Origin of the sequence: Acidovorax sp. IB03, from assembly GCF_016406015.1 — a bacterium.
In the GTDB taxonomy this organism is placed as follows: Bacteria; Pseudomonadota; Gammaproteobacteria; order Burkholderiales; family Burkholderiaceae_C; genus Acidovorax; species Acidovorax temperans.
In genome coordinates this window covers 1-25,028 of record NZ_JAEFCH010000008.1, presented here as the reverse complement: position 1 = coordinate 25,028, position 25,028 = coordinate 1, and the positions used below count along the sequence as shown (strand labels likewise).

The 25,028-nt window shown below is 59.9% G+C and carries 20 protein-coding genes, 1 tRNA gene and 1 pseudogene; 8 read left to right on the top strand and 14 right to left on the bottom strand.

The window, feature by feature from the left end; all coding sequences use genetic code 11:
* Positions 1-122: 122 nt before the first annotated feature.
* Together IHV84_RS06490 and IHV84_RS06485 are read left to right on the top strand one after the other, a co-directional pair.
* On the top strand, positions 123-1,349 hold the full coding sequence (locus tag IHV84_RS06490; RefSeq protein ID WP_198846270.1) for an AAA family ATPase: 1,227 nt from the start codon (positions 123-125) through the stop codon (positions 1,347-1,349).
* Between the two features lie 44 nt (positions 1,350-1,393).
* Positions 1,394-3,010 (top strand): VWA domain-containing protein, encoded by a 1,617-nt coding sequence (locus tag IHV84_RS06485; protein WP_198846269.1) that lies wholly within the window; start codon positions 1,394-1,396, stop codon positions 3,008-3,010.
* Between the two features lie 230 nt (positions 3,011-3,240).
* On the opposite strand, the gene IHV84_RS06480 is transcribed toward IHV84_RS06485, so the two are convergent.
* From IHV84_RS06480 to lgt, 6 genes are all read right to left on the bottom strand, one after another.
* Positions 3,241-4,815, bottom strand: a complete 1,575-nt coding sequence (locus IHV84_RS06480; RefSeq protein ID WP_198846268.1) for a malonyl-CoA synthase — start codon at positions 4,813-4,815, stop codon at positions 3,241-3,243.
* Positions 4,816-4,837: 22 nt separating this feature from the next.
* The gene (locus tag IHV84_RS06475; RefSeq protein WP_198846331.1) at positions 4,838-5,641 is read right to left on the bottom strand and encodes an enoyl-CoA hydratase/isomerase family protein; all 804 of its coding nucleotides are present in this window, start codon (positions 5,639-5,641) and stop codon (positions 4,838-4,840) included.
* A gap of 138 nt (positions 5,642-5,779) precedes the next feature.
* A complete protein-coding gene (locus IHV84_RS06470; protein WP_198846267.1) occupies positions 5,780-6,778 on the bottom strand; it encodes a tripartite tricarboxylate transporter substrate binding protein in 999 nt (332 codons plus the stop codon).
* Positions 6,779-6,865: 87 nt separating this feature from the next.
* On the bottom strand, positions 6,866-8,365 hold the full coding sequence (locus IHV84_RS06465; protein ID WP_198846266.1) for a malonyl-CoA decarboxylase: 1,500 nt from the start codon (positions 8,363-8,365) through the stop codon (positions 6,866-6,868).
* Positions 8,362-9,030 carry a GntR family transcriptional regulator gene (locus IHV84_RS06460; protein WP_198846265.1) on the bottom strand — a complete coding sequence of 223 codons (669 nt, stop codon included), beginning with the start codon at positions 9,028-9,030 and terminating at the stop codon, positions 8,362-8,364. Before IHV84_RS06460 ends, IHV84_RS06465 begins: the two co-directional genes overlap by 4 nt.
* Before the next feature lie 507 nt (positions 9,031-9,537).
* Entirely contained in the window at positions 9,538-10,359 is an 822-nt protein-coding gene (lgt, locus tag IHV84_RS06455) for a prolipoprotein diacylglyceryl transferase (protein WP_044398671.1), read from the bottom strand.
* A 227-nt stretch (positions 10,360-10,586) separates the two neighbouring features.
* Between lgt and bfr the strand changes: the two genes are divergently transcribed.
* On the top strand, positions 10,587-11,063 hold the full coding sequence (gene bfr, locus IHV84_RS06450) for a bacterioferritin (protein WP_067512193.1): 477 nt from the start codon (positions 10,587-10,589) through the stop codon (positions 11,061-11,063).
* A 245-nt stretch (positions 11,064-11,308) separates the two neighbouring features.
* Here the strand turns inward: bfr and ilvD are convergent, their stop codons facing one another.
* Together ilvD and IHV84_RS06440 are read right to left on the bottom strand one after the other, a co-directional pair.
* Entirely contained in the window at positions 11,309-13,168 is a 1,860-nt protein-coding gene (gene ilvD / locus IHV84_RS06445; RefSeq protein ID WP_198846264.1) for a dihydroxy-acid dehydratase, read from the bottom strand.
* A 185-nt stretch (positions 13,169-13,353) separates the two neighbouring features.
* Positions 13,354-13,596: a TIGR04438 family Trp-rich protein gene (locus tag IHV84_RS06440; protein ID WP_044398679.1), complete on the bottom strand. Its 243-nt coding sequence runs from the start codon at positions 13,594-13,596 to the stop codon at positions 13,354-13,356.
* A gap of 113 nt (positions 13,597-13,709) precedes the next feature.
* On the opposite strand from IHV84_RS06440, the gene IHV84_RS06435 reads away from it, so the two are divergent.
* A complete protein-coding gene (locus tag IHV84_RS06435; RefSeq protein WP_066699349.1) occupies positions 13,710-14,015 on the top strand; it encodes a c-type cytochrome in 306 nt (101 codons plus the stop codon).
* Between the two features lie 129 nt (positions 14,016-14,144).
* Here the strand turns inward: IHV84_RS06435 and IHV84_RS06430 are convergent, their stop codons facing one another.
* Positions 14,145-14,609: a LapA family protein gene (locus tag IHV84_RS06430; protein WP_198846263.1), complete on the bottom strand. Its 465-nt coding sequence runs from the start codon at positions 14,607-14,609 to the stop codon at positions 14,145-14,147.
* A gap of 284 nt (positions 14,610-14,893) precedes the next feature.
* The gene (gene acs, locus IHV84_RS06425) at positions 14,894-16,888 is read right to left on the bottom strand and encodes an acetate--CoA ligase (protein ID WP_198846262.1); all 1,995 of its coding nucleotides are present in this window, start codon (positions 16,886-16,888) and stop codon (positions 14,894-14,896) included.
* 189 nt (positions 16,889-17,077) lie between these two features.
* Between acs and IHV84_RS06420 the strand changes: the two genes are divergently transcribed.
* Positions 17,078-17,677: a TIGR00645 family protein gene (locus tag IHV84_RS06420; protein WP_044402557.1), complete on the top strand. Its 600-nt coding sequence runs from the start codon at positions 17,078-17,080 to the stop codon at positions 17,675-17,677.
* A gap of 50 nt (positions 17,678-17,727) precedes the next feature.
* On the opposite strand, the gene fumC is transcribed toward IHV84_RS06420, so the two are convergent.
* On the bottom strand, positions 17,728-19,131 hold the full coding sequence (gene fumC / locus IHV84_RS06415) for a class II fumarate hydratase (RefSeq protein WP_198846261.1): 1,404 nt from the start codon (positions 19,129-19,131) through the stop codon (positions 17,728-17,730).
* Between the two features lie 178 nt (positions 19,132-19,309).
* On the opposite strand from fumC, the gene IHV84_RS06410 reads away from it, so the two are divergent.
* A complete protein-coding gene (locus IHV84_RS06410; protein ID WP_066694756.1) occupies positions 19,310-20,866 on the top strand; it encodes a fumarate hydratase in 1,557 nt (518 codons plus the stop codon).
* A gap of 178 nt (positions 20,867-21,044) precedes the next feature.
* Positions 21,045-21,935, top strand: coding sequence for a glutamate racemase (murI, locus tag IHV84_RS06405; protein ID WP_066696930.1), 891 nt, complete (start codon positions 21,045-21,047; stop codon positions 21,933-21,935).
* 81 nt (positions 21,936-22,016) lie between these two features.
* Here murI and IHV84_RS06400 read toward each other — a convergent pair whose 3' ends face one another.
* The 3 genes from IHV84_RS06400 to IHV84_RS06390 all read right to left on the bottom strand — a co-directional run bounded on the left by IHV84_RS06400 (position 22,017) and on the right by IHV84_RS06390 (position 23,387).
* Complete coding sequence (locus tag IHV84_RS06400) at positions 22,017-22,541, bottom strand: M48 family metallopeptidase (protein ID WP_067512151.1); 525 nt, start codon at positions 22,539-22,541, stop codon at positions 22,017-22,019.
* 114 nt (positions 22,542-22,655) lie between these two features.
* Positions 22,656-23,282 carry a DUF6806 family protein gene (locus IHV84_RS06395; protein WP_044402542.1) on the bottom strand — a complete coding sequence of 209 codons (627 nt, stop codon included), beginning with the start codon at positions 23,280-23,282 and terminating at the stop codon, positions 22,656-22,658.
* A gap of 13 nt (positions 23,283-23,295) precedes the next feature.
* A tRNA-Leu gene (locus IHV84_RS06390) sits at positions 23,296-23,387 on the bottom strand.
* 929 nt (positions 23,388-24,316) lie between these two features.
* On the opposite strand from IHV84_RS06390, the pseudogene IHV84_RS06385 reads away from it, so the two are divergent.
* Positions 24,317-24,982, top strand: a pseudogene (locus IHV84_RS06385) (hypothetical protein); the annotation flags it as partial.
* Positions 24,983-25,028: the final 46 nt, after the last annotated feature.

The window sequence follows — 25,028 nt, the reverse complement described above, 5'->3', positions numbered from 1 at the left end:
TATGTTGCCACCGACTGCACATGACGCAACGCATCTGACGGTGCGCATAGCTTTTTGCGGTCATCTTTGATGCGGTGGCCTCGATAGTTCGGCCCAATCCAAATTCGTGCAACATCTATAGTTTGAAACGTTCTGTTTCAGCCCCTTCAATCTCAATCCAAATGCGCGAAAAAATTCAAACACTGTTATCCCACCTCAACCATGGCCTTGTAGAGCGCGAGGCAGTCATCAAGGCAGCTTTGTTAGCGGTACTGGCTGGCGAAAACATCTTGCTGATCGGCCCACCGGGCACAGGTAAAAGCCTCATCGCTAGGCGCATTGCCGAAAGCCTGGGTGGAGCGCAGCAGGGTAGCTACTTTGAGTATCTGCTCACCAAGTTCAGTACACCCGAAGAAATCTTTGGCCCTCTGTCGATCAGTGCTCTGAAGCAGGATGTTTTCCGACGAAACACTGCGGGCTACCTACCCAGCGTGCGCATGGGCTTTCTGGACGAAATTTTCAAGGCCAGCTCGTCCATCCTGAATGCGCTGCTCACCATCCTCAATGAGCGCAAGTTCCACAACGGAGCGCTGGTCGAAGACGTTCCCTTACAAGCACTGATTGCAGCATCCAACGAACTGCCAACGGGGCAGGATGAGCTGGCAGCGTTGTATGACAGGTTTCTGGTTCGTGGATTTGTGGACTACGTCAGCGCCGAGGGACTACGGGAAATGCTGGCAGACATGGGCAACCAGCCCAAAAGCACAAAGATCACACCAAAGGAAATAGAAAATTTGAAGACGCAAGCGCTTGAGGTGTCAGTACCGGATGCCATTCGGCAGGCGCTCGTTGAAATATGGCAGGCACATAAAAAAGCATTTAAGGAAGACCCGCGTGAGCAGATTTCTGACAGGCGGTTGATGAAATGCCTGCGCCTTCTCCATTTTTCGGCTGCTACAAATGATCGAATCGAAGTTGATCTTTCGGATTTACGACTGCTGGGAAATTGTCTTTGGAATCACCCTGACAACATTCAAAAGATCAATAATTTGATCGGCAATGTATTATCCTCTTACGAATCAGTTGGCGACCACGTAGAAATAAATCTCGGCAATGATTTTCATGGATGGTGGAGAGTCACAAAAATCAATCACAACACAGGCTCTTCAATCGGTGTCAAAGACAGCATCATAGATGTCGTGTCCGTTAAAAGTGGAGAGCATTGCCACGTACTAAGCACAAAATCCGGATCCATAAAAGAATTATCAGTTGCAATTGGCGATGAGATACGTGCTGGCGCCGTTATAGCCGAGATTGAGGAAAGATTTGACAATCATTTAGATTTAATAAAATCCAACATCTGGCTTTAGCTCAACAAAAATAATCATTGCCACTCTATAAAATATATTTTTGCATGCTACCGCTCATTACCCTGCCTCTCACCCTCAAAAGCATCAAATACTTTATAGACAGCACCTTTCGCGCTCATGTTGAACCGATATTAGGCAGCGTAATTTATTGCGACTTATGGGTTGCGGCAGAGCATTCAGGCATCTACGTGGGCGACGGAAAAATATCAAATATCGTTGTAGATAACCTGCTCATGGCGGACAGCACGGTGCGTTCTAGCGACCCATACAGCTTCACCTCCAAAAGTTTTTTAGGCACAAAAATCTACGTCTCGTGCAACGAGCAAGGTGCCGTAGGCAACACTCTCATCGCTCAGGGGGCAAAACTACATGTGGGTGAAAAATCATTCTATGGACTAGTATTTAAAAACTGTCACCAGTTTTCAGAAAAATGTGTGGGATATGCCAACAACTCCATGAGCGATGAATCATTTGTGGAACGGCTGGAAGCTTTCATACCTGATGGCACTTGGGAGCCGACGATAAACTCCCTAAAAACTACTGCCCGCAAGAAGCTAGGAGCAACCAAATGGCGCTTATGGGATTGGGATGACAGCCTAGCAAACAATCCACCTGTCGAGCCCAACTGGAGAAACATCGACAAACAATATACGCGCCAGGCGCTTAATGAAGAAAGCGTGGCGCGCATTCGCGAGGAGTTGCTCGAAACAAGGGCTTACATGGCAGAGATTGCAGATGAATCTATTCCAGTGTCAATACGCAAAAAGCTGCAAAGTTTTGCAAAGATACTGGAAACCATCACGGCTAAGTATGAAGAGATAAAGGATTTTCTGGCCCAATGCCCTGATGCAGATTTTTCCTATGAAGATCTGAGAAACCTGGATGGTGAAGATTTCACCGCCCTGGCCCGTGCCTTGCGATGCAACGCCAAAATCAAGGAACTGTCCCGCAAAATGGGCCGGGCCTATATCTCAGAAGATCACAAGAAAAAAGCCCGCGTACCCGAGGCGAGTCGCAGCGAAGTGCACGGTACGCACCGCAGCGACGACCTGATGCGCATGCTGCCTAGCGAATTGCTGAATCTGGAAGATGAATCGCTGGAATATTTGTTCTATGCCCGCCTACTGGAGAAGCAGTTACAGACCTATGAACTCAAGGGCACCATGCAGATACCCGGCGAAATGACAGACACCCAGCGGCAACGCACTGGCCCTGTGGTGGCGTGCCTAGATACGTCTGGCAGCATGCAAGGCAAGCCGCTCATCCAGGCCAAGGCACTGCTGCTGGCCGTGGCAAACCTGCTGGCGCAGGAGCGGCGTTCACTGCACGTCATCCTGTTTGGCAGTCATGGCGAGACACGGGAGTTCGCGATGGAAAACGCCGATCAGATAGCAGGACTGCTGGGCTTCTTTCGCAAGGGCTTCGGAGGGGGCACCGATTTCGAGACGCCACTGAAACGTGCTTTCGACATCATTGCGAAGCAACCCGGCTATCAGAAGGCGGATGTGTTAATGATTTCGGACGGTGATTGCCAAATATCCGAAGCATTCATCAGCACAGTACAAATGCGCAAGCAGGCGCTGGATTGCATGGTCTATTCGGTGCTCTGTAATGGCAAGCGGGTGATTGACGATTTCAGTGATGAAGTGATCGTTCTTTAGATCGAAAACAAAGGCTATCGGCTCAAGTCTTTTCATTAACCCTCTGACCCCTTTCCCAAATCAAATTCAGGTTCAATCGTCATCAATCAGGCGCAAGCAGCTATTGAATGCATAGCTCGCGCTTTTCTGCATCACGACTACCAACCCGAAGTCAACAGCACAGTTAAACAAATCAGGCCCGCGATTGCGGGCCTGTAAAAGTGGAGGACTGTGATATCCGCTTTAGTGGGTCAAGCAAACAACCCCTTGTACTGATCCCGCAGCAAATTCTTCTGCACCTTCCCCATCGTGTTGCGCGGCAGTTCCGCCACCACAAAGCACTTCTTCGGAATCTTGAAGTTGGCCAGCTGTGACTTGAGCTGGGCCACGATGGCGTCGGCATCCAGCTTGGCGCCGGGTTTGGCAATCACCACGGCCACGCCCACTTCGCCAAAGTCGGGGTGGGGCACGCCGACCAGGGCGCTTTCGGCCACGCCGGGCATGTCGTTGATGTAGCCCTCGATCTCTGCGGGGTAGACGTTGTAGCCGCCGCTGATGATCAGATCCTTACTGCGGCCCACGATGTGGACGTAGCCGCGTTCATCGACCTTGCCCACGTCGCCGGTCTTGAAGTAGCCGTCTTTGGTGAACTCTTCGGCCGTCTTTTCAGGCATGCGCCAGTAGCCCTTGAACACGTTGGGGCCCTTGACCTGGATGCCGCCGATCTTGCCCACGGGCAGGTCTTTGCCGTCGTCGCCCTGCACGCGCAGGCTCACGCCCGACAGGGGGAAGCCCACGGTGCCGCCACGGCGTTCATCCTGGCCGTTGTAGCGCTTGTCGGCGGCGTAGGGGTTGCTGGTGAGCATGATGGTTTCGCTCATGCCGTAGCGCTCCAGAATGGTGTGGCCAGTGCGCTGCTGCCATTCCTTGAAGGTTTCGATGAGCAGCGGTGCAGAGCCTGCGATGAACAGGCGCATGTTCTTCACCGCATCTTTGTTCAAGCCCGCCTCTGCCAGCATGCGCACGTACAGCGTGGGCACGCCCATGAACACTGTTGCGCGTGGCATGGCGGCGATGACGGCCTTGGGGTCGAACTTGGCCATCCAGATCATCTTGCTGCCGTTGATGAGCGCGCCGTGGATGGCGACGAACAGGCCGTGCACATGGAAAATGGGCAAGGCGTGGATGAGCACATCGCCCCGGCCATCAGGCCCTCCGGTAGCCGTCCAGCCCCAGTAGTCCTTGAGCATGACGGCGTTGCTGAGCATGTTGCCGTGCGTGAGCATGGCGCCCTTGCTGCGGCCGGTGGTGCCGCTGGTGTAGAGGATGGCGGCGAGGTCGTCGGCACTGCGGGCCACTGCCTGGTGCTCGTCGCTGTGGTGGGCTGCGCGATCGAGCAGGCTGCCGGTGCGGTCATCGCCCAGGGTGAACACATGCTGCGTGCCCAGGGTGAAGGCGATTTTGCTGACCCAGCCAAAGTTGCCGGGGCTGCACACCACCACGGCGGGCTCGGCGTTGCCGATGAAGTATTCGATCTCGGCGCTTTGGTAGGCGGTGTTGAGCGGCAAGAACACGTAGCCCGCGCGCAGCGTGGCCAGGTACAGGGCCATGGCTTCGACGGACTTTTCGACCTGCACGGCCACGCGGCTGCCTTCGGGCAGCTTGAGCGAGGCGAGCAGGTTGGCGATGCGGGCGCTGGCGCGGTCCAGGTCGCGCCAGGTGTAGAACAGCGGCGTGCCGTCTGCGGCGGTGGTTTCGACGGCGGTGCTGTCCAGGTCAGACGGGAAGGCGGCGCGCAGGGCGCTGAAGAGGTTTTGGTTGCTCATAAGTAGGCGGGCAGTTCAGCGGTTAAAACACAGGGGGTCTTTTGGCAAGAAACGCGGTGATGCCTTCGCGGTGCTCGGCGCTGTCGGCGTAGGCATAGGGGTCGTGCGGGCCGTTCACTATCATTTCAATAGCTGCTGGCGCTTTCCCATCAAGCGCCGGAGGCGTTTTTAATGCTCGAAGCACTTGCTTGTTCATGCGTGCGGCGCCAGGGGCCAGGGCGGCGATGCGGCGGGCGCTGGCCAGGGCTTCGGCGGGCACATCGTCGTCGGGCACCACGCGGCTCAAAAAGCCGCGCGCCAGCATGTCGGCGGCGGTGAAGGTGGCGGCTTCCAGCAGCATTTGGCGGGCGGCGGTTTCGCCCACAGCGGCAGCTACCAGCTGCGCCTCGCGCGGGGCCATGGGAAAGCCGAGCTTGGCAATGGGCGCGCCAAAGCGGGCCGCAGCGCCCGACACGCGCACATCGCAGCAGCTGGCAATCTCAACCCCCGCGCCCATGCAGGCGCCGCTGATGCTGGCGACGATGGGCACATCGCACGCCAGCATGGCGTTCAGGCCGCCCCAGACGTCGTTTTCATGAAAGTCGCGCAGCGCGGCTGCGTCAAACCGGAAACCGGGGTATTCCGAAATGTCTCCCCCGGCGCAGAAGGCACCGCCCTCACCCGCAATTACCACGCAGCGCGCGTCCGTGCGGCGCTGCACGTCTTCAAACACCGCACGCAACTGCCGCCACATGGGCCGCGACATGGCATTCAGACGCCCGGCGTGGCGAAGGGTGACATGCACCACGCCGCCCTCACCAGCATTCATCAACACTTCACCCGACATCTTGGTATCCATTTCCTTCACATTCCCCGCAACCTTCGCACCCGCACTGCACTATCACCAGCGCCACCGTGGAACTGGCTCTGCCAGGCCACGGGTGGCGTCCCCCTTCAGGGGGAAGGCGCAAAGCGCCTCAGGGGGTTAGTCCAATTTGGCGCCAGAGGCCTTGACCACGTCAGACCAGCGCTTGACTTCGCCGCTCACGAAGGCGGCAAATTGCTGCTGCGTCATGCCGCCGTAGTCTGCGCCGTTGTTGGCCCAGATGGACTTGAGTTCGTCAAACGAACCGAGCTTGCGAATTTCTTCCACGATTTTGGCCTGCACGTCGGCGGGCGTGCCCTTGGGGGCCCACAGGCCGTACCAGGTGGTGACGGTGTAGTCGGGCAGGCCCACTTCGGCGGCGCAGGGCACATCGGGGAAGGCAGGGTTGCGCTTGGTGCCCGACACCATCAGCGCCTTGATGCGCCCGCCCTTGATGTGCGCGGCCGATGAGCCCAGGCCGTCAAACATCATGTCCACATTGCCGCCAATCAGGTCTTGCAGTGCGGGGCCCGCGCCGCGGTAAGGAATGTGCGTGATGAAGGTGCCCGTTTGCTGCTTGAACAACTCGCCCGCCAGGTGGTGCGACGTGCCTGCGCCGGCCGAGCCATAGTTGAGCTTGGCAGGGTTCTTCTTCACATGGTCGAGGAACTGCTTGAAGTTGGCCGAGGGCGTCTTGGGGTTGACCACCAGCACCTGGGGCACTTGGGCCAGCAGGGCCAGGGGGATGAAGTCTTTCTCGATGTCGTAATCGAGCTTGGGGTACATGGCGGGGGCAATGGAATGGTGCACGCCGCCCATGAACAGGGTGTAGCCATCGGCCGCCGCGCGGGCCGCAAAGCTGGCGCCCACGGTGCCGCCCGCGCCGCCGCGGTTGTCAATCACCAGCGTTTTACCGGTGGCTTTGGAGAACTGCGCGGCCAGGGGGCGCGCAAAGGCATCGGTGCCCCCACCGGCAGGAAACGGCACCACCAGGTTCACCGGCTTGGTGGGCCAGGCCGATGCCTGCGCCCACACGCTGCCCGCGCCCAGCAAGCCCAGGCCAGCACCTGCGGCGGTTCGCAGCACGTCGCGGCGCTGCACCATGTTTTCTGTTGTCATTCCTTGTCTCCTGTCGTCGTTATAAAAAAGGAAGTCCGTCCCTGGCGGAGCCTCTGAGAACCTGTTCAGAGGCTCGCGAACCGACCATCAATGGCGGCAAAGGCTGTCGATGTCTCCCGACGCTGGCACTTTGCCTTGCGCCAGCAAGCTGCGGTGCTTGTCAATGCGCTTCAAGTCGTACAGGTAATTCACCATCAACCCATACGATTGTTTCAATCCCTTGGCAGACGGGTCGCCCGCCCAGTTCAGCCGTTCTACCCGCGCGCCGTTGCCCAGGTGAAAGCGTGCCACGGCATCCACCGGCTTGCCGTCCACCATTTCGCGGGCGAGGTAGTGGGCGGCGCATTCGAGCAGCATTTGCCGCACGGGCGATTTGGCGTCCAGGTCGAGCGGCTTGTCCACCGCCGCCAGGAAGTGCGTGGCCTGTGGCGGCTCAAACCCCACGGCCCGGCCCAGTTCGCTGCGGCGCTTGTCGTCCAGGCGGTCAAGCATGGCCCCCGCGTTCTTGGAAAGCCAAGCGCGGAAACCCGGGATGGGCGACAGCGTGGCAAACGTGCGCAGGCGCGGAAACTCCTGCGTCAGCGTCTCCACCACATGCTTGATGAGCGAGTCGCCAAAGCTCACGCCGCGCAGGCCGGTTTGCGTGTTGCTGATGGAGTAAAAAATCGCCGTGGTGGCACGGGTGATATCGACGGGCGCGGCAGATTCGTCCAGCAGCGGCGTGATGCTGGGCGAGATTTTGTCCACCAGCGCCACTTCCACAAAAATCAGCGGCTCGTTGGGCAGCCGGGGGTGGAAGAAGCCATAGCAGCGGCGGTCGCTGTCCAGCCGGTTTTTCAGATCGGCCCAGCTGCGAATGTCGTGCACGGCCTCGTACTTGATGAGCTTTTCGATCAGCGACGCGGGCGAGTCCCACGACAAGCGGCGCAGCTCCAAAAACGCCACGTCAAACCAGGTAGAGAACAACTGCTCCAGCTCGGCATCGAGCGCCAGCAGGCGCTTGTCGCTTTTGAGCAGGGGCAGCAACTCGGCGCGCATGTCCACCAAAAAGCGCATGCCATCGGGGAACACCGCAAACCGCTGCAGCAGCCGGGTGCGCGGCGACACCAGCGCGCGGCGCAGCGAGATTTCGGCCTGCCCTTCTTCGGCCGTGCCTGCGGCGGCCTCGTAGCGCTGGCGGGCCGATTTGAATTCGGTGGCGTCGGGCGCAAACTGCTCACACAGCAGCAGCCACATGTCGCGGCGCTCTTCCAGCTCGGCGGTGGCATACCACTCGGCCACGGCCTGGGCGCGGCGGCCACCTTCGAGCTCGCTCACCTGCGGGGCCACCACGGCTTGCAAATCAGTGTGCAGGCGGCGCAGCGCGCGGGGCGACAAGGCCTCTTGCCCGCGGCGCAGCGTGGCCTGCAGCCGTTCGTGCGTGGAGCGCGGCGCGGCCACCTTGGGCACCACATCGGTCACGCCCGATTTATCGGTGCTGGCACGGGCCAGTTTTTCGGCGCCCTTGGCGCCCTCCTTGTCGGCCACGGGGGCGGCAGCGCGCAGACGGGAGACACTGCGGGAGATCCATTCGGCGGTGCTGTTCATGGTGTCAACCTCGATTGCTGGTTACGGGCCACATCGCGCAGCGCATCGCGCTGGCGTAACAAATGGGTGCGCATGGCGTCTTCAGCGGCCGCGCTGTCGCCCGCCTTCAGGGCGGCAAACACGGCCAGGTGCTCGGCCAGGCTTTGCTGCAACCGGCCCGGCGCATGCAACTGCTGCAGGCGGGCCAGCCGCAAAATCTTGCGCAAATCACCAATCACCTGGGCCAGCCAGCGGTTGTCGGCCAGGGTGATGAAGGCCTCGTGGATGGCGTGGTTGGCGGCATAGTAGTCGGGGATGCGGCCTTCGCTGGCGCATTGCTGCAGGCGCTGGTGCAGGGTTTCGAGCGCTGCCACATCGGCACTGCTGGCCTTTTGTGTGGCCTCGTGGGCGGCACGCCCTTCCAGCAAGGCGATCACGGGGAAGATCTCGTCCAGATCGCGGTCCGTCACCTCGGCCACAAAGCAGCCCCGGCGGGGTTCGTGGCGCAGCAGCCCCTCGGCCACCAGCACCTTCAGCGCCTCGCGCAGCGGCGTGCGCGAAATCTCCAGCCGCTCGCACAGCGCAGCCTCGTCCAGAAAGCTGCCTGGCGGCAGTGCGCCACCAAAAATCTGCTCGCGCAGCCGCGAGGCGACTTCATCGTGCAGTGAATTGGGAACCGGGCGCATGGTGTGAAACAGCTCCTGGAAAATGAAAGCAAGCCCCGAATGGGGGGACGACGGATGCTGAAGAACGTAAGCCGGGGGTGTTTTTTCACCCTACCGCGTTCAACAGCACGGCATCTGTCGATTTCATTTGTAATTTCTCATAATTATGAAAAATCACAAGGTGGAAACTCCGAGTTTTGGCCCGGGCGGGGTAAATAGCCGCAGTCTGCGGCGGTTGCACAACACTTGGAGGGTGATGAGTGGGCGGCCGGGTCTGGGCGAAGCGCCAGCGGTGCTTGGCTGAAATTTGAGCCAAATAAGGCTCTAGCGCCCGATAGAAAAGCGCAAGCAGCTATTAAAATAATAGCAATTCACGAAGGCGGTCGATGCGCAGCAGGATGCACGGCCAGCAACGTTGCGTTGCTGGCACTGAGGTCGGACCACAAAGATTTCAGCGCACAGAAAGCGCTTGGTAGGCAGAGCCCCCAGCTCGCCAACCCGGAGCCGGGGAATTGAACGCCGCGCAGCTCAGCGGCGTGCAGCCACCGGCTGGCGCTGCGCCCACACCCACAGCGCAATGCCTGCGGCCACCATGGGCACGCACAGCCACTGGCCCATGCTCATGCCCAGCGACAAAAGGCCCAGGAAGCTGTCGGGCTCGCGGAAATATTCGGCAATGAAGCGGAAGCTGCCGTAGCCCACCAGGAAGGCGGCGGCCACCTGGCCTTGTTTGCGCTCGCGCCGGGCATACAGCCACAGCAGCACAAACAGCAGCAGCCCTTCCAGCAAGAACTGGTAAACCTGCGAAGGGTGGCGCGGCTGCAGCGAACCGCTGTGCGCAAACACCATGCCCCAGGGCAGATCGGGGCTGGCAAAGCGGCCCCACAGCTCACCATTGATGAAGTTACCCACGCGGCCTGCAGCCAGGCCAGTGGGCACGCAGGGCGCCACAAAATCAGCCACCTGCAGCCAGGGGCGTTTGCGCGAATGGGCAAACCACAGCATGGCGGCAATCACGCCCAGCAGGCCACCGTGGAAAGCCATGCCGCCCTGCCACACCGCAAAAATCTCCAGCGGGTGGGTGAGGTAGTAGCCGGGCTTGTAGAACAGGCAGTACCCCAGTCGCCCGCCAATGACCACGCCCACCACGCCGAGGAAAAGAATGTCCTCGACATCCTTGCGCGTCCAGGCGCTGGGGCCGGTGATGGAGGCAAAGGGCTCGTGCCGCAGGCGGCGCGTGCCCAGGAACATGAACAGCCCAAACGCCACCAGATACGTGATGCCGTACCAGTGAATGGCGAGGGGGCCCAACTGCAGGGCAACGGGGTCAATGTGGGGGTAAGTCAGCATGGTGGGCGGTATTGTGCCCGCAACCCATGACGGGCCTGGAGCCAGTGTCCACATGGTGTTGAGCCTCTTGCGCGCTATGCACCTGGCGCCTCGTTTTTTGGGATGCGCACGATCACAGTCAACTGATGCATGGTCGATCGCGCAGCGGCATCCATTCGTCAATGCATTGGACGCGATACTCTCGACCCAGAGCCTTCGGCTTCATGAACCCAAAAAAGGAACACGCCGTGCAAGGCAACCCACAAGTCATCGAATATTTCAAAAACCTGCTGCGCGGCGAGCTGGCGGCGCGCGACCAGTATTTCATCCACTCTCGCATTTACGAAGACCAGGGCCTGGTGAAGATGTACACCCGCCTTGACCACGAAATGCAGGAAGAAACCCAGCACGCCGACGCGCTGCTGCGCCGCATCCTCTTTTTGGGCGGCATGCCCGACATGCGCCCCAACCCCTTCACCCCCGGCACCACGGTGGTGGAGATGCTGCAAAAAGACCTGGCTGTGGAATACGAAGTGCGCGATGCCCTGCAAAAAGGCATGGAGCTGTGCGAGAGCGTGCGCGACTACGTGAGCCGTGACCTGCTGCTGGCCCAGCTGCGCGACACCGAGGAAGACCACGCCTACTGGCTGGAGAAGCAGTTGGGCCTGATCGAAAAAATGGGCCTGCCGAACTATCTGCAAAGCCAGTCGCAAGCTGCGGCCTGAAGGGTCTTAATGGGCTGAGCCCAGGGCAACCGCTCACTTCGCAATATTTGATCAAATCAAGCTCTAGCGCCCTCCAATCAAGCGCAAGCAGCTATTAAATCAATAGCATAACCATCAAAAAGGCCGCCAAGCATCACTGCTTGGCGGCCTTTTGCATGGGGTCAGTGCATCCAACCAAGCCACTCCAGGTGCGCCGCAGCGCGGGTGGCGATGACTGGAGCTTATGACTGCCGAGAGGGAGCCTCTCAGTCGTCCAGCAACGACAAATCGCGCACAGCGCCCTTGTCGGCCGACATGACCAGCTTGGCGTAGGCCTTGAGTGCGGCAGACACCTTGCGAGGACGTGGCTGCGCAGGCTTCCACCCCAGCTTGTCCCGCTCCACACGCCGCGCTGCCAGCTCTTCGTCAGACACCAGCACGTTGATGCTGCGGTTGGGAATGTCAATGCGGATGCGGTCACCGTTCTTCACCAAGCCAATGGCGCCGCCAGCAGCGGCTTCGGGCGAGGCGTGGCCGATGGACAGGCCCGAGGTGCCGCCCGAGAAGCGGCCATCGGTCAGCAGCGCGCAGGCTTTACCCAGGCCCTTGGACTTGATGTAGCTGGTGGGGTACAGCATCTCTTGCATGCCGGGGCCGCCCTTGGGGCCCTCGTAGCGCACGATGACCACATCGCCTGCCTTGACCTTGTCGGCCAGGATGTTGGCCACGGCTTCGTCCTGCGACTCGACCACATGGGCGGGGCCTTCAAATACCAGCAGGCTGTCGTCCACGCCTGCGGTCTTGACCACACAGCCGTTGACGGCGATGTTGCCGGTCAGCACCGCCAGGCCGCCCTCCTTGGAGAAAGCGTGCTCATAGGCGCGAATGCAGCCTTCGGCGCGGTCTTCGTCCAGGCTGGGCCAGCGGGTGCTTTGGCTGAAAGCCACTTGCGTGGGGATGCCAGCGGGGCCGGCCATGTAGAAGGTCTTGACGGCGTCGGACGGGTTGCGCTTGATGTCCCACGCGTCCAGCGCTTCCTTGAGCGTTTTGGTGTGCACGGTGGGCACATCGGTGTGCAGCTTGCCCGCACGGTCCAGCTCGCCCAGGATGCCGTAGATGCCGCCTGCGCGGTGCACGTCTTCGATGTGGTACTTGTTGGTGTTGGGCGCCACCTTGCACAGCTGGGGCACATCGCGCGAAATGCGGTCAATGTCGGCCATGGTGAAGTCGATCTCGGCTTCTTGCGCGATAGCCAGGATGTGCAGGATGGTGTTGGTAGAGCCGCCCATGGCGATGTCCAGCGTCATGGCGTTCTCAAAGGCCTTGAAGCCCATGGAGCGCGGCAGCACGGTGGTGTCTTCTTCTTCGTAGTAGCGCTTGCACAGCTCTACCGCCAGACGGCCAGCGCGCTTGAAGAGTTGCTCGCGGTCGGCGTGCGTGGCCACCACGGTACCGTTGCCGGGCAGCGACAGGCCCAGGGCTTCGGTCAGGCAGTTCATCGAGTTGGCGGTGAACATGCCCGAGCAGGAACCGCAGGTGGGGCAGGCAGAACGCTCGACCTCGGCCACGTCGGCATCGCTCACCTTGTCGTCGGCGGCCATCACCATGGCGTCGATCAGGTCGAGCTTTTTGAATTCGATTTTTTGTGTCTGTGGGTTGGCCAGCTTGACCTTGCCAGCTTCCATGGGGCCACCCGAGACGAACACCACGGGGATGTTCAGCCGCATGGCAGCCATCAACATGCCGGGGGTGATCTTGTCGCAGTTGGAGATGCACACCATGGCATCGGCGCAGTGCGCGTTGACCATGTATTCCACCGAGTCGGCAATGATGTCGCGGCTGGGCAGCGAGTACAGCATGCCGTCGTGGCCCATCGCAATGCCGTCGTCCACGGCAATCGTGTTGAATTCTTTGGCTACGCCACCCGCCGCCTCGATCTCACGCGCCACCAGCTGGCCCAGGTCCTTGAGGTGAACGTGGCCTGGCACAAACTGTGTGAACGAGTTGACCACCGCAATGATCGGTTTGCTGAAGTCGTCGTCCTTCATGCCGGTGGCACGCCACAGCGAGCGGGCACCAGCCATGTTGCGACCAGCGGTAGAGGTTTTGGAGCGGTAAACGGGCATCGTGATGTCGGGTGAAGTGTTGGAAAAAGGCGAAAGAGCGCCGGGGAATTATCCCCCAGCAGAAAAAAACCGGCCTTGCGAGAAGCCGCAGGTTAACCCTGAGCCATTCGCCATGGCCCCAAGAGCGCAAAGGCGAGGAAACGAAGCTGGGGCCACCCAAGAACGGGTCTTGACGCCACACAGCCTCAGCGGGGCTTGCGTGGGCGCATGCCCAGGGCTTCCTTGTTCTTGTTGATGCGATCCTGCTTGCGCTTTTCCATGCGCTCAACGGCCTTGCGCTTGGTGTACCCGGTGGCATCGGCCCACATCCACCATGCGGCCGTGGCGCCGAAGGAGCCCACAATCACCCACCAGGACCATGTAGCCACGGGGCCAATCTCCATGTACTTGAGCAGTAGCAACAGAAGTGAAATGCCTAAAAGATACATAACCGCCCCCTCAAAAAATGTGATTGCATTCGTTGACCAAACACAACCGGAAGTCAACGCGCATCACTACAATCGCGTTGAAATAACTGTAACCCAACCACAGGAAACCCACCATGAAACGTGCCCTGATCACCATCGCCATGACGCTTGCCGTTGCTGCCCCTGCCATGGCCGACCAAGCCCTCGCAACTTCCAAGAATTGCATGGCTTGCCACGCTGTCGACAAGAAGCTGGTGGGTCCTTCTTACAAGGACGTGGCTGCCAAGTACGCTGGTCAAAAAGACGCTGTGGACAAGCTGGCCGTCAAGATCATCAAGGGCGGCTCTGGCGTGTGGGGCCCCGTGCCCATGCCAGCCAACGCACAAGTGAACGAAGCCGAAGCCAAGAAGCTGGCTGCCTGGGTGATGGCCCAGAAGTAATCAGCGCATCGCGCTACTTCGGCGGGCCGCAAGCCCGCCAAGCAAAAAAGCCGCAAACCTTTGGGTTGGCGGCTTTTTTGTTGCTGTGGGGTAAGACAGTGCAGCAGGCGAATACGCGTGTACCCAGCCTCAGGCCATCGGTTCGCTGCGCCCCACCAGCTTTTGTTCCAAGTGGCCCACGTAGGCCGCCGTGGTGTTGTCAGACTCCTGCGCACGCGCAGTGAGCCGGGTTTCCATGTTGTCCAGCCGGTTCAACAATGCAGCATGGGCCTGGCTTTGCTGTTGCTCCAGAAATGCGCGAAGCTCGGTAAAGCGCGATGCTTCGGCCTTGTCGGCCAGCTCCCGCTGGGCCTGCATTTCCTTGGTATGACGACGCGTTTCCAGCAATACCGAGCCTTGCAAAGACAACACGTAGGCCACCAGCAAGACGGCCAGCAGCGCGGTAAGCCCCAGCATGAGCAGCCCCAGAGGGGCGTCAAAGGTCGCCAAGCCCACAGACACCGCTGTCACCACGGACAAGGCGTCCCAATTGAGCAAGGCCAAACCTGCAATCGCCACGATGATCAGTAGCAACAGGGTGGACAACATCTTCATAAAAACTCCTTCGCAAACCAGACTGGCACCTTGTAGCCCTGACTGGAAGAGCGATTCACACCATCAAACGCGTGGGCGAATCCTCTAAGGCCAGCGGCAGGGCATGTAGAGGGCGTTTGTACCCCAACTGCGGAGCTGGCAGCGATGCCAAGCCAAAGTTGCGCCTCCATCCTACAAAGGCGCAGCGATGCGCCCGATGAATGGGCCAAGCAAGCGCAAATCGCGCAGGCCATAAAAAAAGCGCCTGCTTGGCAGGCGCTTTGTGAGGTCAGACCGTAAAAGGGTCAGTTGGTCTGGGCCAGTTGATCCAGGATTGCGGGGTTTTCCAGCGTGCTGGTGTCCTGCGTAATGGCCTCGCCCTTGGCAATGCTGCGCAGCAAGCGGCGCATGATCTTGCCGCTGCGGGTCTTGGGCAGGTTGTCACCAAAGCGGATGTCCTTGGGCTTGGCAATGGGGCCAATTTCCTTGGCCACCCAGTTGCGCAACTCGTTGGCGATCTGCTTGGCTTCTTCGCCAGTGGGACGTGAACGCTTGAGCACCACGAAGGCGCAAATGGCCTCGCCCGTCACATCATCGGGGCGGCCCACCACAGCGGCTTCAGCCACCAGATCGGTCTTGGCGACCAAGGCCGACTCAATCTCCATCGTACCCATACGGTGGCCCGACACGTTCAGCACATCGTCAATACGGCCAGTGATGCGGAAGTAGCCACGGTCAGCGCTGCGCACAGCGCCGTCGCCTGCCAGGTAGTAGCCCTTGAGTTCTTCGGGGAAGTAGCTCTTCTTGAAACGCTCGGGGTCATTCCAGATCGTGCGGATCATGCTGGGCCAAGGGCGCTTGATGACCAAAATGCCACCCGAGCCGTTGGGCACGTCGTTGCCCATCTCATCAACGATGGCCGCCTTGATGCCGGGCAGGGGCAGCGTGCAGCTGCCGGGCACCAGTGGTGTAGCGCCGGGCAACGGGGTGATGACGTGGCCGCCAGTCTCGGTCTGCCAGAAGGTGTCCACGATGGGGCAACGCTCGCCGCCCACGTTCTTGTGGTACCACATCCAGGCCTCGGGGTTGATGGGCTCGCCCACGCTGCCCAAAATGCGCAGGCTCGACAGATCGGAGCGCGCGGGGTGCACGGCCTCGTCGGCTTCGGCTGCCTTGATGAGCGAGCGGATGGCCGTGGGAGCGGTGTAGAAAATGGTGCACTTGTGGCGCTCGATCATCTGCCAGAAGCGGCCTGCGTTCGGGAAGGTGGGGATGCCTTCGAAGATGATCTGCGTGGCGCCTGCCGCCAGCGGGCCGTAAGCCACGTAGGTGTGGCCCGTGATCCAGCCAATGTCGGCCGTGCACCAGAAGATATCGTCTGCACGCAGGTCAAACGTCCAGTCCATGGTCATCTTGGCCCACAGCAGATAACCGCCGGTGCTGTGCTGCACGCCCTTGGGCTTGCCGGTGGAGCCGCTGGTGTAGAGGATGAACAGCGGGTGCTCGGCGCCCACGGCCACAGGTGCGCACTCGGTGCTTTGGCCTGCCAGCGCTTCGGCAAAGGTCTTGTCGCGCCCGGCCACCATGTTGCAGGTCGTGGCCGTGCGCTGGTAGACGAACACGTTGCGGATGGTGTCGCAGCCGCCCATGGCCAAGGCCTCGTCAATGATGGCCTTCAGCGGCAACTCTTTGCCACCACGCATCTGGTAGTTGGCGGTGATCACGGCCACGGCGCCTGCGTCGATGATGCGTTCATGCACAGCCTTGGCGCTGAAGCCGCCAAACACCACGCTGTGCGTGGCACCAATGCGGGCGCAGGCCTGCATGGCAATCACGCCCTCGATGGTCATGGGCATGTAGATCAGCACGCGGTCGCCCTTGGCCACGCCGTGGGCCTTGAGCGCGTTGGCAAACTGGCTCACGCGGGCCAGCAGCTCCTTGTAGGTGATCTTGGTGACCTCGCCGTCATCGGCTTCGAAAATGATGGCGGTCTTGTTCTCGGTGGGCGTGCCAATGTGCTTGTCAAGGCAGTTGGCACTGGCGTTCAATTCGCCATCATCGAACCAGCGGAAAAACGGGGCGTTGGACTCATCCAGTGTGCGGGTGAAAGGCTTGGTCCACTGCACATTGGCGCGCGCCTGCTTGGCCCAGAAGCCTTCGAAGTCAGCTTCAGCTTCTTTGCACAGAGCCTCGTACCCGGCCATGCCGGAGATGCGCGCAGCTTTGACCACTGCGTCGGCTGGCGGAAACACTCGGTTTTCCACCAACACAGACTCAATTGAAGATGTTGTTGCACTCATGGTGTTGTCTCCTGGGTCATTGGAATAAGAATTCGCAGGTACTGTCTTCTGCCCCACTTACATGCTACTGACTCGCAGGTGACTATTCGGCTCAGGGTTAGCCCTTGGTTTCGACGGCCGTCACAGAGCGCCCCTAGAATCGCGCGTTCGCTTTTCGCCCCTTAACTTTCTTGCCTCACGCAGGTTCGCATGTCCAAATCCCAGCATAAAACCAGCGCCCCACTGCGCCCCCTGCCCTCACTCATCTTTGCCAGCCGCTGGCTGCAGCTACCGCTGTACCTGGGGCTGATTCTTGCGCAGGCGGTGTATGTCTTTCACTTTTGGGTAGAGCTGGTTCACTTGGTGGAAGCCGCATTCGGCAACACCGCCGCCCTGAAACAACTGGTTACCAGCATTGGTTACAAGAGTGACTTCGAAGTCACTGCGCTCAACGAGACCATCATCATGCTGGTGGTGCTGGCGTTGATTGACGTGGTGATGATCTCGAACCTGCTGATCATGGTGATCGTGGGGGGCTATGAGACTTTTGTGTCGCGCTTGCACCTGGAAGAGCACCCCGACCAACCCGAATGGCTGAGCCATGTGAACGCTTCAGTGCTCAAGGTGAAGCTGGCCACGGCGATCATCGGCATCAGCTCCATCCACCTGCTCAAGACCTTTATCAATGCGGCCAACTATGACCTCAAGGTGCTGATGTGGCAGACCATCATTCATGTGGTGTTCTTGCTGAGCGCCCTGGCGATTGCGCTGACCGACCGATTGATGTCACACCCCAGCGACTCGCATTGAGCCGCTGACGCCCCGGTCCATCTCTGAACGCCCCGGGGTGCTTCCTTCCATCAGACCATATTGCGCGGCACGACCCAGGCGTCAAACTCCTGTGCCGTCACATGGCCCGAGGCCAGAGCGGCCTCTCGCAAGCTGATTCCTTGCTGGTGGGCCACCTTGGCAATGGCGGCAGCCTTGTCATAGCCAATATGGGGGTTGAGCGCGGTCACCAGCATCAGAGACTGCTCGACCAGCGCTTCAATCCGTTCGTGGTTCGGCTCAATGCCCGAGGCACAGTGCTTGTCGAAACTGACCATGCCATCGGCCAGCAGGCGAACGCTCTGCAAAAAGTTGTGGATCACCATGGGCCGGAACACGTTGAGTTCGAAATTGCCCGACGCCCCACCCACCCCAATCGCCACATCGTTACCCATGACCTGAGCACACAGCATGGTCATGGCCTCGCACTGCGTCGGGTTGACCTTGCCGGGCATGATGGACGAGCCAGGCTCGTTTTCAGGAATGGATATCTCGCCCAGCCCGCTGCGCGGCCCGCTGGCCAGCCAACGCACATCGTTGGCAATCTTCATCAAACTGACCGCCAGCCCCTTGAGCGCGCCGTGAGCCTGCACCAGGGCATCGCAGCTGGCCAGGGCTTCAAACTTGTTCGGTGCCGTCACCAGATTCAAGCCGGTCAAATCGGCCAGTTCTTTGGCCACGGCCTGGGCATAGCCCGCCGGGGCGTTCAAGCCCGTGCCCACGGCCGTGCCGCCCAGGGCCAGCTCACACAAGTGGGGCATGGCTGCACGAACGTGGCGCTCGGCATGGTCTAGTTGTGCCACCCAGCCCGATACCTCCTGCCCCAAAGTCAGCGGGGTCGCGTCCTGCAGGTGGGTGCGGCCAATCTTCACGATGTCGGCAAACGCTTCAGCCTTGGCGGCCAGCGTCATGCGCAACGCATGCAGGGCGGGCAGCAGCTTATGGGTCAGCGCATCCACCGCCGCCAGGTGCATCGCCGTAGGAAAGACGTCGTTGCTCGACTGGCTCTTGTTCACGTCGTCGTTGGGGTGCACCAGGCGGCCTTCCCCACGCGGGCCACTGAGCAATTCACTCGCCCGGTTGGCCAGCACCTCGTTCATGTTCATGTTGGTCTGGGTGCCCGAGCCGGTCTGCCAGACCACCAGAGGAAATTCCTCTTCATGCGCGCCAGCCATCACTTCATCGCAAGCCGCCACGATGGCCGTGGTGCGGGTGGCATCCAGCAAACCCAGGCTGTGGTTCACATACGCGCTGGCACGCTTGACCTGGGCCAGCGCCCGGATGAGTTCAGGGGCCATGCGTTCGCCCGAGATGGCAAAGTGCTGCAAAGAGCGTTGGGTTTGCGCACCCCACAGCCGGCGCGCGGGCACGTCGATGGGGCCAAAAGTGTCGCGCTCCGTGCGGTAGGCCGATGCTTTGCCGTTGTGCAGTGTCATGTGCAGGATCCTGGCTTGCGAGTGAAGGACGGTACTCAGCATAACCAGTCCATCCCATGGCGCACAAGCCAGTGGCTCAAAGCAGGCATGCAAGCGACCAGATAACCCTGACAGAACCACGCAAGCCCGCAGAGGGATAATCGAAGGCTGTCGATTTCATCCCCACAAACTTCCCGCCATGACCACGACATCCATTCGCCAAGAAGACCTGATCGAATCCATCGCTGGTGCGCTGCAGTACATCAGCTACTACCACCCCACCGACTACATCGCCCACCTGGCCCGCGCCTACGAGCGCGAAAAGAGCCCAGCGGCCAAGGACGCGATCGCCCAGATCCTCACCAACAGCAAGATGAGCGCCACTGGCCACCGCCCCATCTGCCAGGACACCGGCATCGTCAACGTGTTCCTGAAGGTGGGTATGGATGTGCGCTGGGAAGGTTTTACCGGCAGCCTGGATGACGCCATCAACGAAGGCGTACGCCGTGGCTACAACCACCCCGACAACACGCTGCGCGCCTCGGTCGTGGCCGACCCGCAGTTCGCCCGTAAGAACACCAAGGACAACACCCCCGCCGTGATCTTCACCGAGATCGTGCCCGGCAACACCGTGGACATCACCGTGGCGGCCAAGGGCGGCGGCTCGGAGAACAAGTCCAAGATGTACATGCTGAACCCCGGCGACAACGTGGTGGACTGGGTGCTCAAGACCGTGCCCACCATGGGCGCTGGCTGGTGCCCGCCCGGCATGCTGGGCATCGGCATTGGCGGTACGGCTGAAAAAGCAGTGCTCATGGCCAAGGAAAGTCTGATGGACGACCTGGACATGTACGAGCTGCAGGCCAAGCAAGCCAGCGGGGCCGAACTCGACAATGTCGAAAAGCTGCGCCTGGAGTTGTATGAAAAGGTCAACGCCCTGGGCATTGGCGCGCAAGGCCTGGGCGGCCTGACCACCGTGCTGGACGTCAAGATCAAGATGTACCCCACGCACGCGGCCAGCAAGCCGATTGCGATGATCCCCAACTGCGCCGCCACGCGCCACGCCCACTTCGTGATGGACGGCTCGGGCCCCGTGTACCTCACGCCCCCCAGCCTGGACCTGTGGCCCAACGTGGACTGGGCGCCCGACTACAACAAGAGCAAGAAGGTCAACCTCGACACCCTGACCAAGGAAGAAGTCGCCAGCTGGAAGCCCGGCGACACGCTGCTGCTCAACGGCAAGATGCTGACCGGCCGCGATGCCGCGCACAAGCGCATCCAGGACATGCTGGCCAAGGGCGAAAAGCTGCCCGTGGACTTCACCAACCGCGTCATCTACTACGTGGGACCTGTGGACCCCGTGAAGGGCGAGGCCGTGGGCCCCGCAGGCCCGACCACCGCCACACGCATGGATGGCTTCACAGAGATGATGCTGGCCCAGACCGGCCTGATCGCCATGGTGGGCAAGGCCGAGCGCGGCCCGGTTGCCATTGAAGCCATCAAGAAGCACAAGTCGGCCTACCTCATGGCCGTAGGCGGCGCCGCCTACCTGGTCTCCAAAGCCATCAAGACCGCCAAGGTGGTGGGCTTCGAAGACCTCGGCATGGAAGCCATTTATGAATTCGAAGTGGTGGACATGCCGGTGACCGTGGCCGTGGACTCTGGCGGCACCAGCGCCCACATCACCGGCCCGGCCGAATGGCAAAAGCGCATTGCCTCGGGCGAGTTCAAGGGCATTGAAGTGGCTGCAGGCTGACGCTCTCAGACGGCCAGGCGCCCTTGCTTGCCACTTGGCCGTATCTTGAAAAGCCGCCTTCGGGCGGTTTTTTCATTTCTGCATAGTGACTGACATCCTGATTCAAGCTAGCGTGTCCGCGCAGGCTCCTCGTCTTTCCTACAATGCTTGTTTCCCCACTGCCAGAGCTTGGTTCACGATGCCGCAGGCTTCTTCTCCCATCGGTGTATTTGACAGCGGCGTCGGCGGGCTGAGCGTGCTGCGAGCGCTGTTGGCAGCCCTGCCCCACGAACGTTTTGTGTACCTGGCCGATAGCGCCAACGCCCCTTATGGCGAGCGCGGCGACGCTTTTGTGGCTGCGCGCACCCACGCCATCACCCAGTACCTGCGTGAGCAGCACGACATCAAAGCGCTGGTGGTGGCCTGCAACACCGCCACGGCGGCGGCCATCCACGAAGTGCGCAGCAGCCACCCCGACCTGCTCCTGGTGGGGCTGGAGCCCGCCATCAAATCGGCTCTGGCAGTCACCAAGACTGGGCATGTGGGCGTGATCGGCACGCGCGGGACGCTCACCAGTGCCAAGTTTGGCAAGCTGATGGCTTCATTGGCCGATCAAGCCCATTTTGTGGTGCAACCCTGCGATGGGCTCGCACACGCCATTGAACGCAGCGTGGCATTGCCTGTAGCCCCAGCCTCCTACCCAGTTGAAAGCACTGAAACGGGCGCATTGTGCAAACGTTATGTGAATGCCATGGGTGCCTTTGGTACAGCGCCAGGAGAAATGGATACCCTGGTTCTGGGCTGCACCCACTACATTTTTGTAGCCCACGAGTTGCGCACGCTGGTGGGCCCAGACGTGCAATTCATAGAAACCGGTGAACCTGTTGCTCGCCAAACCAAGCGCCTGCTCGACGCTGCAGGCTTGTTGCAAACAGCAGGCTCCGCTGGCGGCAACCTCTCCGAGGAAAGTGCGGACGTTACTCCTTCCGTACTCCTGCTGACCACAGGCCCAGTGGCCATGATGGAAGCGGCTGCCAAGCGTTGGCTAAACCTGCCAACGGAACACTGCCGGTCCGTATCAGTGCGCTGAAAAATATAGATAAAAAGTGGCCCTAGCGCTTGATGAATAAGCGCCACAAGCTATTAACTTTATAGCAATCAACCAACAATTTCAAACAAGCTCATCGCCCCACAACCGGGCACCTGCGTGGTCCATGTGTGTGAGGTACAGGCGCAGGTCAAACTCGTACTGGTGATACTGCGGCTCCATGTGGCTGCACAACTGGTAAAACGCCTTGTCGTGGTTCTTTTCACGCAGGTGAGCCAATTCGTGGACCACGATCATGCGCAGAAACTCATCAGGAGCCTGCTTGAACATCGAGGCGATGCGAATCTCATGCTTGGCCGCAAGGCGGCTTCCTTGCACCCGCGAGACCGCAGTGTGCAAGCCCAAGGCATTGCGCACCACGTGGATCTTGTTGTCAAAAAGCACCTTGTTGACCGTACCAGCGTTGCGCAAGTAACGAGTCTTCAGCTCTTGTACGTAGTCGTACAAGGCCTTGTCGCTGCGTACGCTGTGGGGCTGGGGATACTTGCGCAGCAGCACGTTTGCCAGTTGCCCCTGCTCCAACAAATCGCGTGCCTGCTCCTGCAGCGCCACAGGGTAGGCGCGCAGATACGGAAGATCAGAAGCCATGGATGACTAAAAACAATGGCAGCGCCCTGGAACATTGTGCAGGAAGGCCATTTTCGTGAAAGGCCTTACCTGAGCGCACAAAACACCCGAGTCTTTTCACCTGCCGCCAGGGGCTCAATGCAGATGGCGGGGGCGACGACCGCCACCGTGCCCACTGCCCGAGCCACCAGGGCCCCTTGGGGGCTTGCCAATTTCTAGCGAGTTCACCAGCGCATCAAAACGCTGCGTGAACAGCTTGTCGATCTCGGCGACCACACCACCTAGCTCAGCGCCATCAAAGTGGCGCTCCATCATGTTCACCACGTCTTGCACCAGCAGGTCGCGCTGCACTTGCATGATGGCGGCCGGTGTGGGCCCAACGAAAAGCATTACAAAATCGTCACGGGATTCGGCGCCGTCTTGACCGTCCTCTTCTTCAAACTCTGCGTCGTAGAAGGTCACCTCCAAGGCAGCTCCTATTTCGCAAAGCTCGTTGAGGTTCATGCACATTTCATCGAGTGTCTGGCGAAAATCTTCATCGCCCCGCACGGTCCAGCAAATCTGCAGAAGGTGCTCTTTAGGGTCGAACTTGATGCCAGGTTCTTCTTCATAGGCACTGGTGGCGCCGTCAGCGAGAGAACGCGCTCCTGCATATTTCCACAAAGGCTTCAAGGCATCCTGCAGTTGCTCGAAACTGGCATCTGCCCGCAACTGCACCTGCCCGTGGACATGAATTTCGAAGGGAGCGTTGTAACTTGACATGATTGAATCGTAATGGTGCCCCGAGCCGGGGTCGAACCGGCACGCCCCTTTTCAGGAAGCGGCGGATTTTAAGTCCGCAGTGTCTACCAATTTCACCATCGGGGCGCCAGCCACCGAGTGCGTGTTGCCCGGCAGCGTAACCCGGACGTCGCCGCAGAGCAACGTCCCATCGAACAAGAGCAACGCAATCACTGAAGATTGGATGATTGCGTTGCACCAAGAAAAAAGGGAAGCCTGAGCTTCCCTTTGAATTTGGAGCGGGAAACGAGACGTTTACTAGAGCAGTAAGTCGTTGTTTCCCAAACACTTTCTTCGCTTGGGTGGTCAGCGAAGACCTCAATTGTAGCCTTATTTTTCGTCCTCGGCAACAAGGATCATCCAAAGAGCACCACTAGCGGCCACGGACACGTACCCGGCAAACGCGCCCTCAGTCCGCGACGGACCAAGGTTCGCTGGCTGACCCTCTTCTCCCGCTTCAAGACCACGATGCAGGCCAGCCAGATGCCTCCGATGTCGGCGCAGTTCGCATGTCGCCTTGAAGCGGCAACCGCGAAGCGTCGAGCGCACGTCCGCCATGTGGGCAGTTCACCATGAAAGAGCGCGCACCCTAGCCATCGTGCCTATGCGCGCGATTCTTTATCGGTATATCAGGATGCCTGGATGGGTATGACAGGCGTGGTTTCGCTGCGTTTAACGGGACGGTAGACGACAACAGCCATGCCACTGCGCCTTGTGACACCGCTGGCATATAAGGCCATACCGAGACAGTTTTGCAGAAGCCGCAACTTATTACGACGCTGATAGCGTGAGCGTCACTGTCGAGCCTCTATCTCGATGCTCGACCTTCTAGCGGTCGATGAATTTTTACACATTGGGCACATGACGGCTACCAGTAGAACGAACTGGTGGGAGGTGCTCAAGCCTCATGACGAACCGGGCCTCGGGGTTCGCTTCCTGCACAGACAACTGCCCGACCACGGGTTCGGCGACAAAGGAGTCGGCCATGTAGTTCTTCTCCTGGAAGGAGACGGAGCATGCACGAGAACAAGAATGATGCACCAACATCAAAGGTGTTCTATCGCCCGATTGAAGCGTCCATCCGTTGGGCTGGGCTGTTGCGGTACGAGCCCGTGATCCTGGCCTCGATTTCATCTCCCAGGAATCTGCCAGAGTCGTTGGACTGCCCACGCTGGGGCGAACTGCGGCTGTACACCGAACGTATCTACGACGGCATCCTCAATGGGGAACTGCCCTTCGGGGAGAACGGCATCACGACACGCGATATCGCATTGATCGAGTCCCCTGATCTGACGGTTCGCCATGTCGATCTGAAGCGCTGGATGCGCCAGCACTACCCCGAGCAACGTCCTGGCTTCCTGTTCTCGCGCGGCGAGCGTATCGCCCATCCTGTCATCTCGCTAGAAACGGGGCAAGCCATGCTGGTCGAACGACTCGCCCTTAAATCTGCCTTGGGTCTGTACAAGCGTCAACTGCAAGAATTGCAGGAGAAGCACGATGCTCTTCTCAAGCAGTCCACGGCGATCCCCGCGTGCGCTCAATGCCCCATCAGCGACCGGGCCGAAGCTACCTATCTGAACATCATCGGAGGGATGCTGGACCTGATGCTCGGCCAATCTCCATCTGGAACGCCGTACTCCAGCTTCAAGACCCAGGAAGCCGTTATCAGCGCACTAGTGTCCTGAGTTAGAAATTCGCAGACAAAATCTCTCGATGCTCGCCAGGATG

What these genes read in the sequence shown, in the direction of transcription:
- IHV84_RS06485 (WP_198846269.1), top strand. Translation starts at nt 1,394, where the DNA reads ATGCTACCGCTCATTACCCTGCCTCTCACCCTCAAAAGCATCAAATAC.
- IHV84_RS06480 (WP_198846268.1), bottom strand. Translation starts at nt 4,815, where the DNA reads ATGAGCAACCAAAACCTCTTCAGCGCCCTGCGCGCCGCCTTCCCGTCT.
- IHV84_RS06475 (WP_198846331.1), bottom strand. Translation starts at nt 5,641, where the DNA reads ATGTCGGGTGAAGTGTTGATGAATGCTGGTGAGGGCGGCGTGGTGCAT.
- IHV84_RS06470 (WP_198846267.1), bottom strand. Translation starts at nt 6,778, where the DNA reads ATGACAACAGAAAACATGGTGCAGCGCCGCGACGTGCTGCGAACCGCC.
- IHV84_RS06465 (WP_198846266.1), bottom strand. Translation starts at nt 8,365, where the DNA reads ATGAACAGCACCGCCGAATGGATCTCCCGCAGTGTCTCCCGTCTGCGC.
- IHV84_RS06460 (WP_198846265.1), bottom strand. Translation starts at nt 9,030, where the DNA reads ATGCGCCCGGTTCCCAATTCACTGCACGATGAAGTCGCCTCGCGGCTG.
- lgt (WP_044398671.1), bottom strand. Translation starts at nt 10,359, where the DNA reads ATGCTGACTTACCCCCACATTGACCCCGTTGCCCTGCAGTTGGGCCCC.
- ilvD (WP_198846264.1), bottom strand. Translation starts at nt 13,168, where the DNA reads ATGCCCGTTTACCGCTCCAAAACCTCTACCGCTGGTCGCAACATGGCT.
- IHV84_RS06440 (WP_044398679.1), bottom strand. Translation starts at nt 13,596, where the DNA reads ATGTATCTTTTAGGCATTTCACTTCTGTTGCTACTGCTCAAGTACATG.
- IHV84_RS06435 (WP_066699349.1), top strand. Translation starts at nt 13,710, where the DNA reads ATGAAACGTGCCCTGATCACCATCGCCATGACGCTTGCCGTTGCTGCC.
- IHV84_RS06430 (WP_198846263.1), bottom strand. Translation starts at nt 14,609, where the DNA reads ATGAAGATGTTGTCCACCCTGTTGCTACTGATCATCGTGGCGATTGCA.
- acs (WP_198846262.1), bottom strand. Translation starts at nt 16,888, where the DNA reads ATGAGTGCAACAACATCTTCAATTGAGTCTGTGTTGGTGGAAAACCGA.
- IHV84_RS06420 (WP_044402557.1), top strand. Translation starts at nt 17,078, where the DNA reads ATGTCCAAATCCCAGCATAAAACCAGCGCCCCACTGCGCCCCCTGCCC.
- fumC (WP_198846261.1), bottom strand. Translation starts at nt 19,131, where the DNA reads ATGACACTGCACAACGGCAAAGCATCGGCCTACCGCACGGAGCGCGAC.
- IHV84_RS06410 (WP_066694756.1), top strand. Translation starts at nt 19,310, where the DNA reads ATGACCACGACATCCATTCGCCAAGAAGACCTGATCGAATCCATCGCT.
- murI (WP_066696930.1), top strand. Translation starts at nt 21,045, where the DNA reads ATGCCGCAGGCTTCTTCTCCCATCGGTGTATTTGACAGCGGCGTCGGC.
- IHV84_RS06400 (WP_067512151.1), bottom strand. Translation starts at nt 22,541, where the DNA reads ATGGCTTCTGATCTTCCGTATCTGCGCGCCTACCCTGTGGCGCTGCAG.
- IHV84_RS06395 (WP_044402542.1), bottom strand. Translation starts at nt 23,282, where the DNA reads ATGTCAAGTTACAACGCTCCCTTCGAAATTCATGTCCACGGGCAGGTG.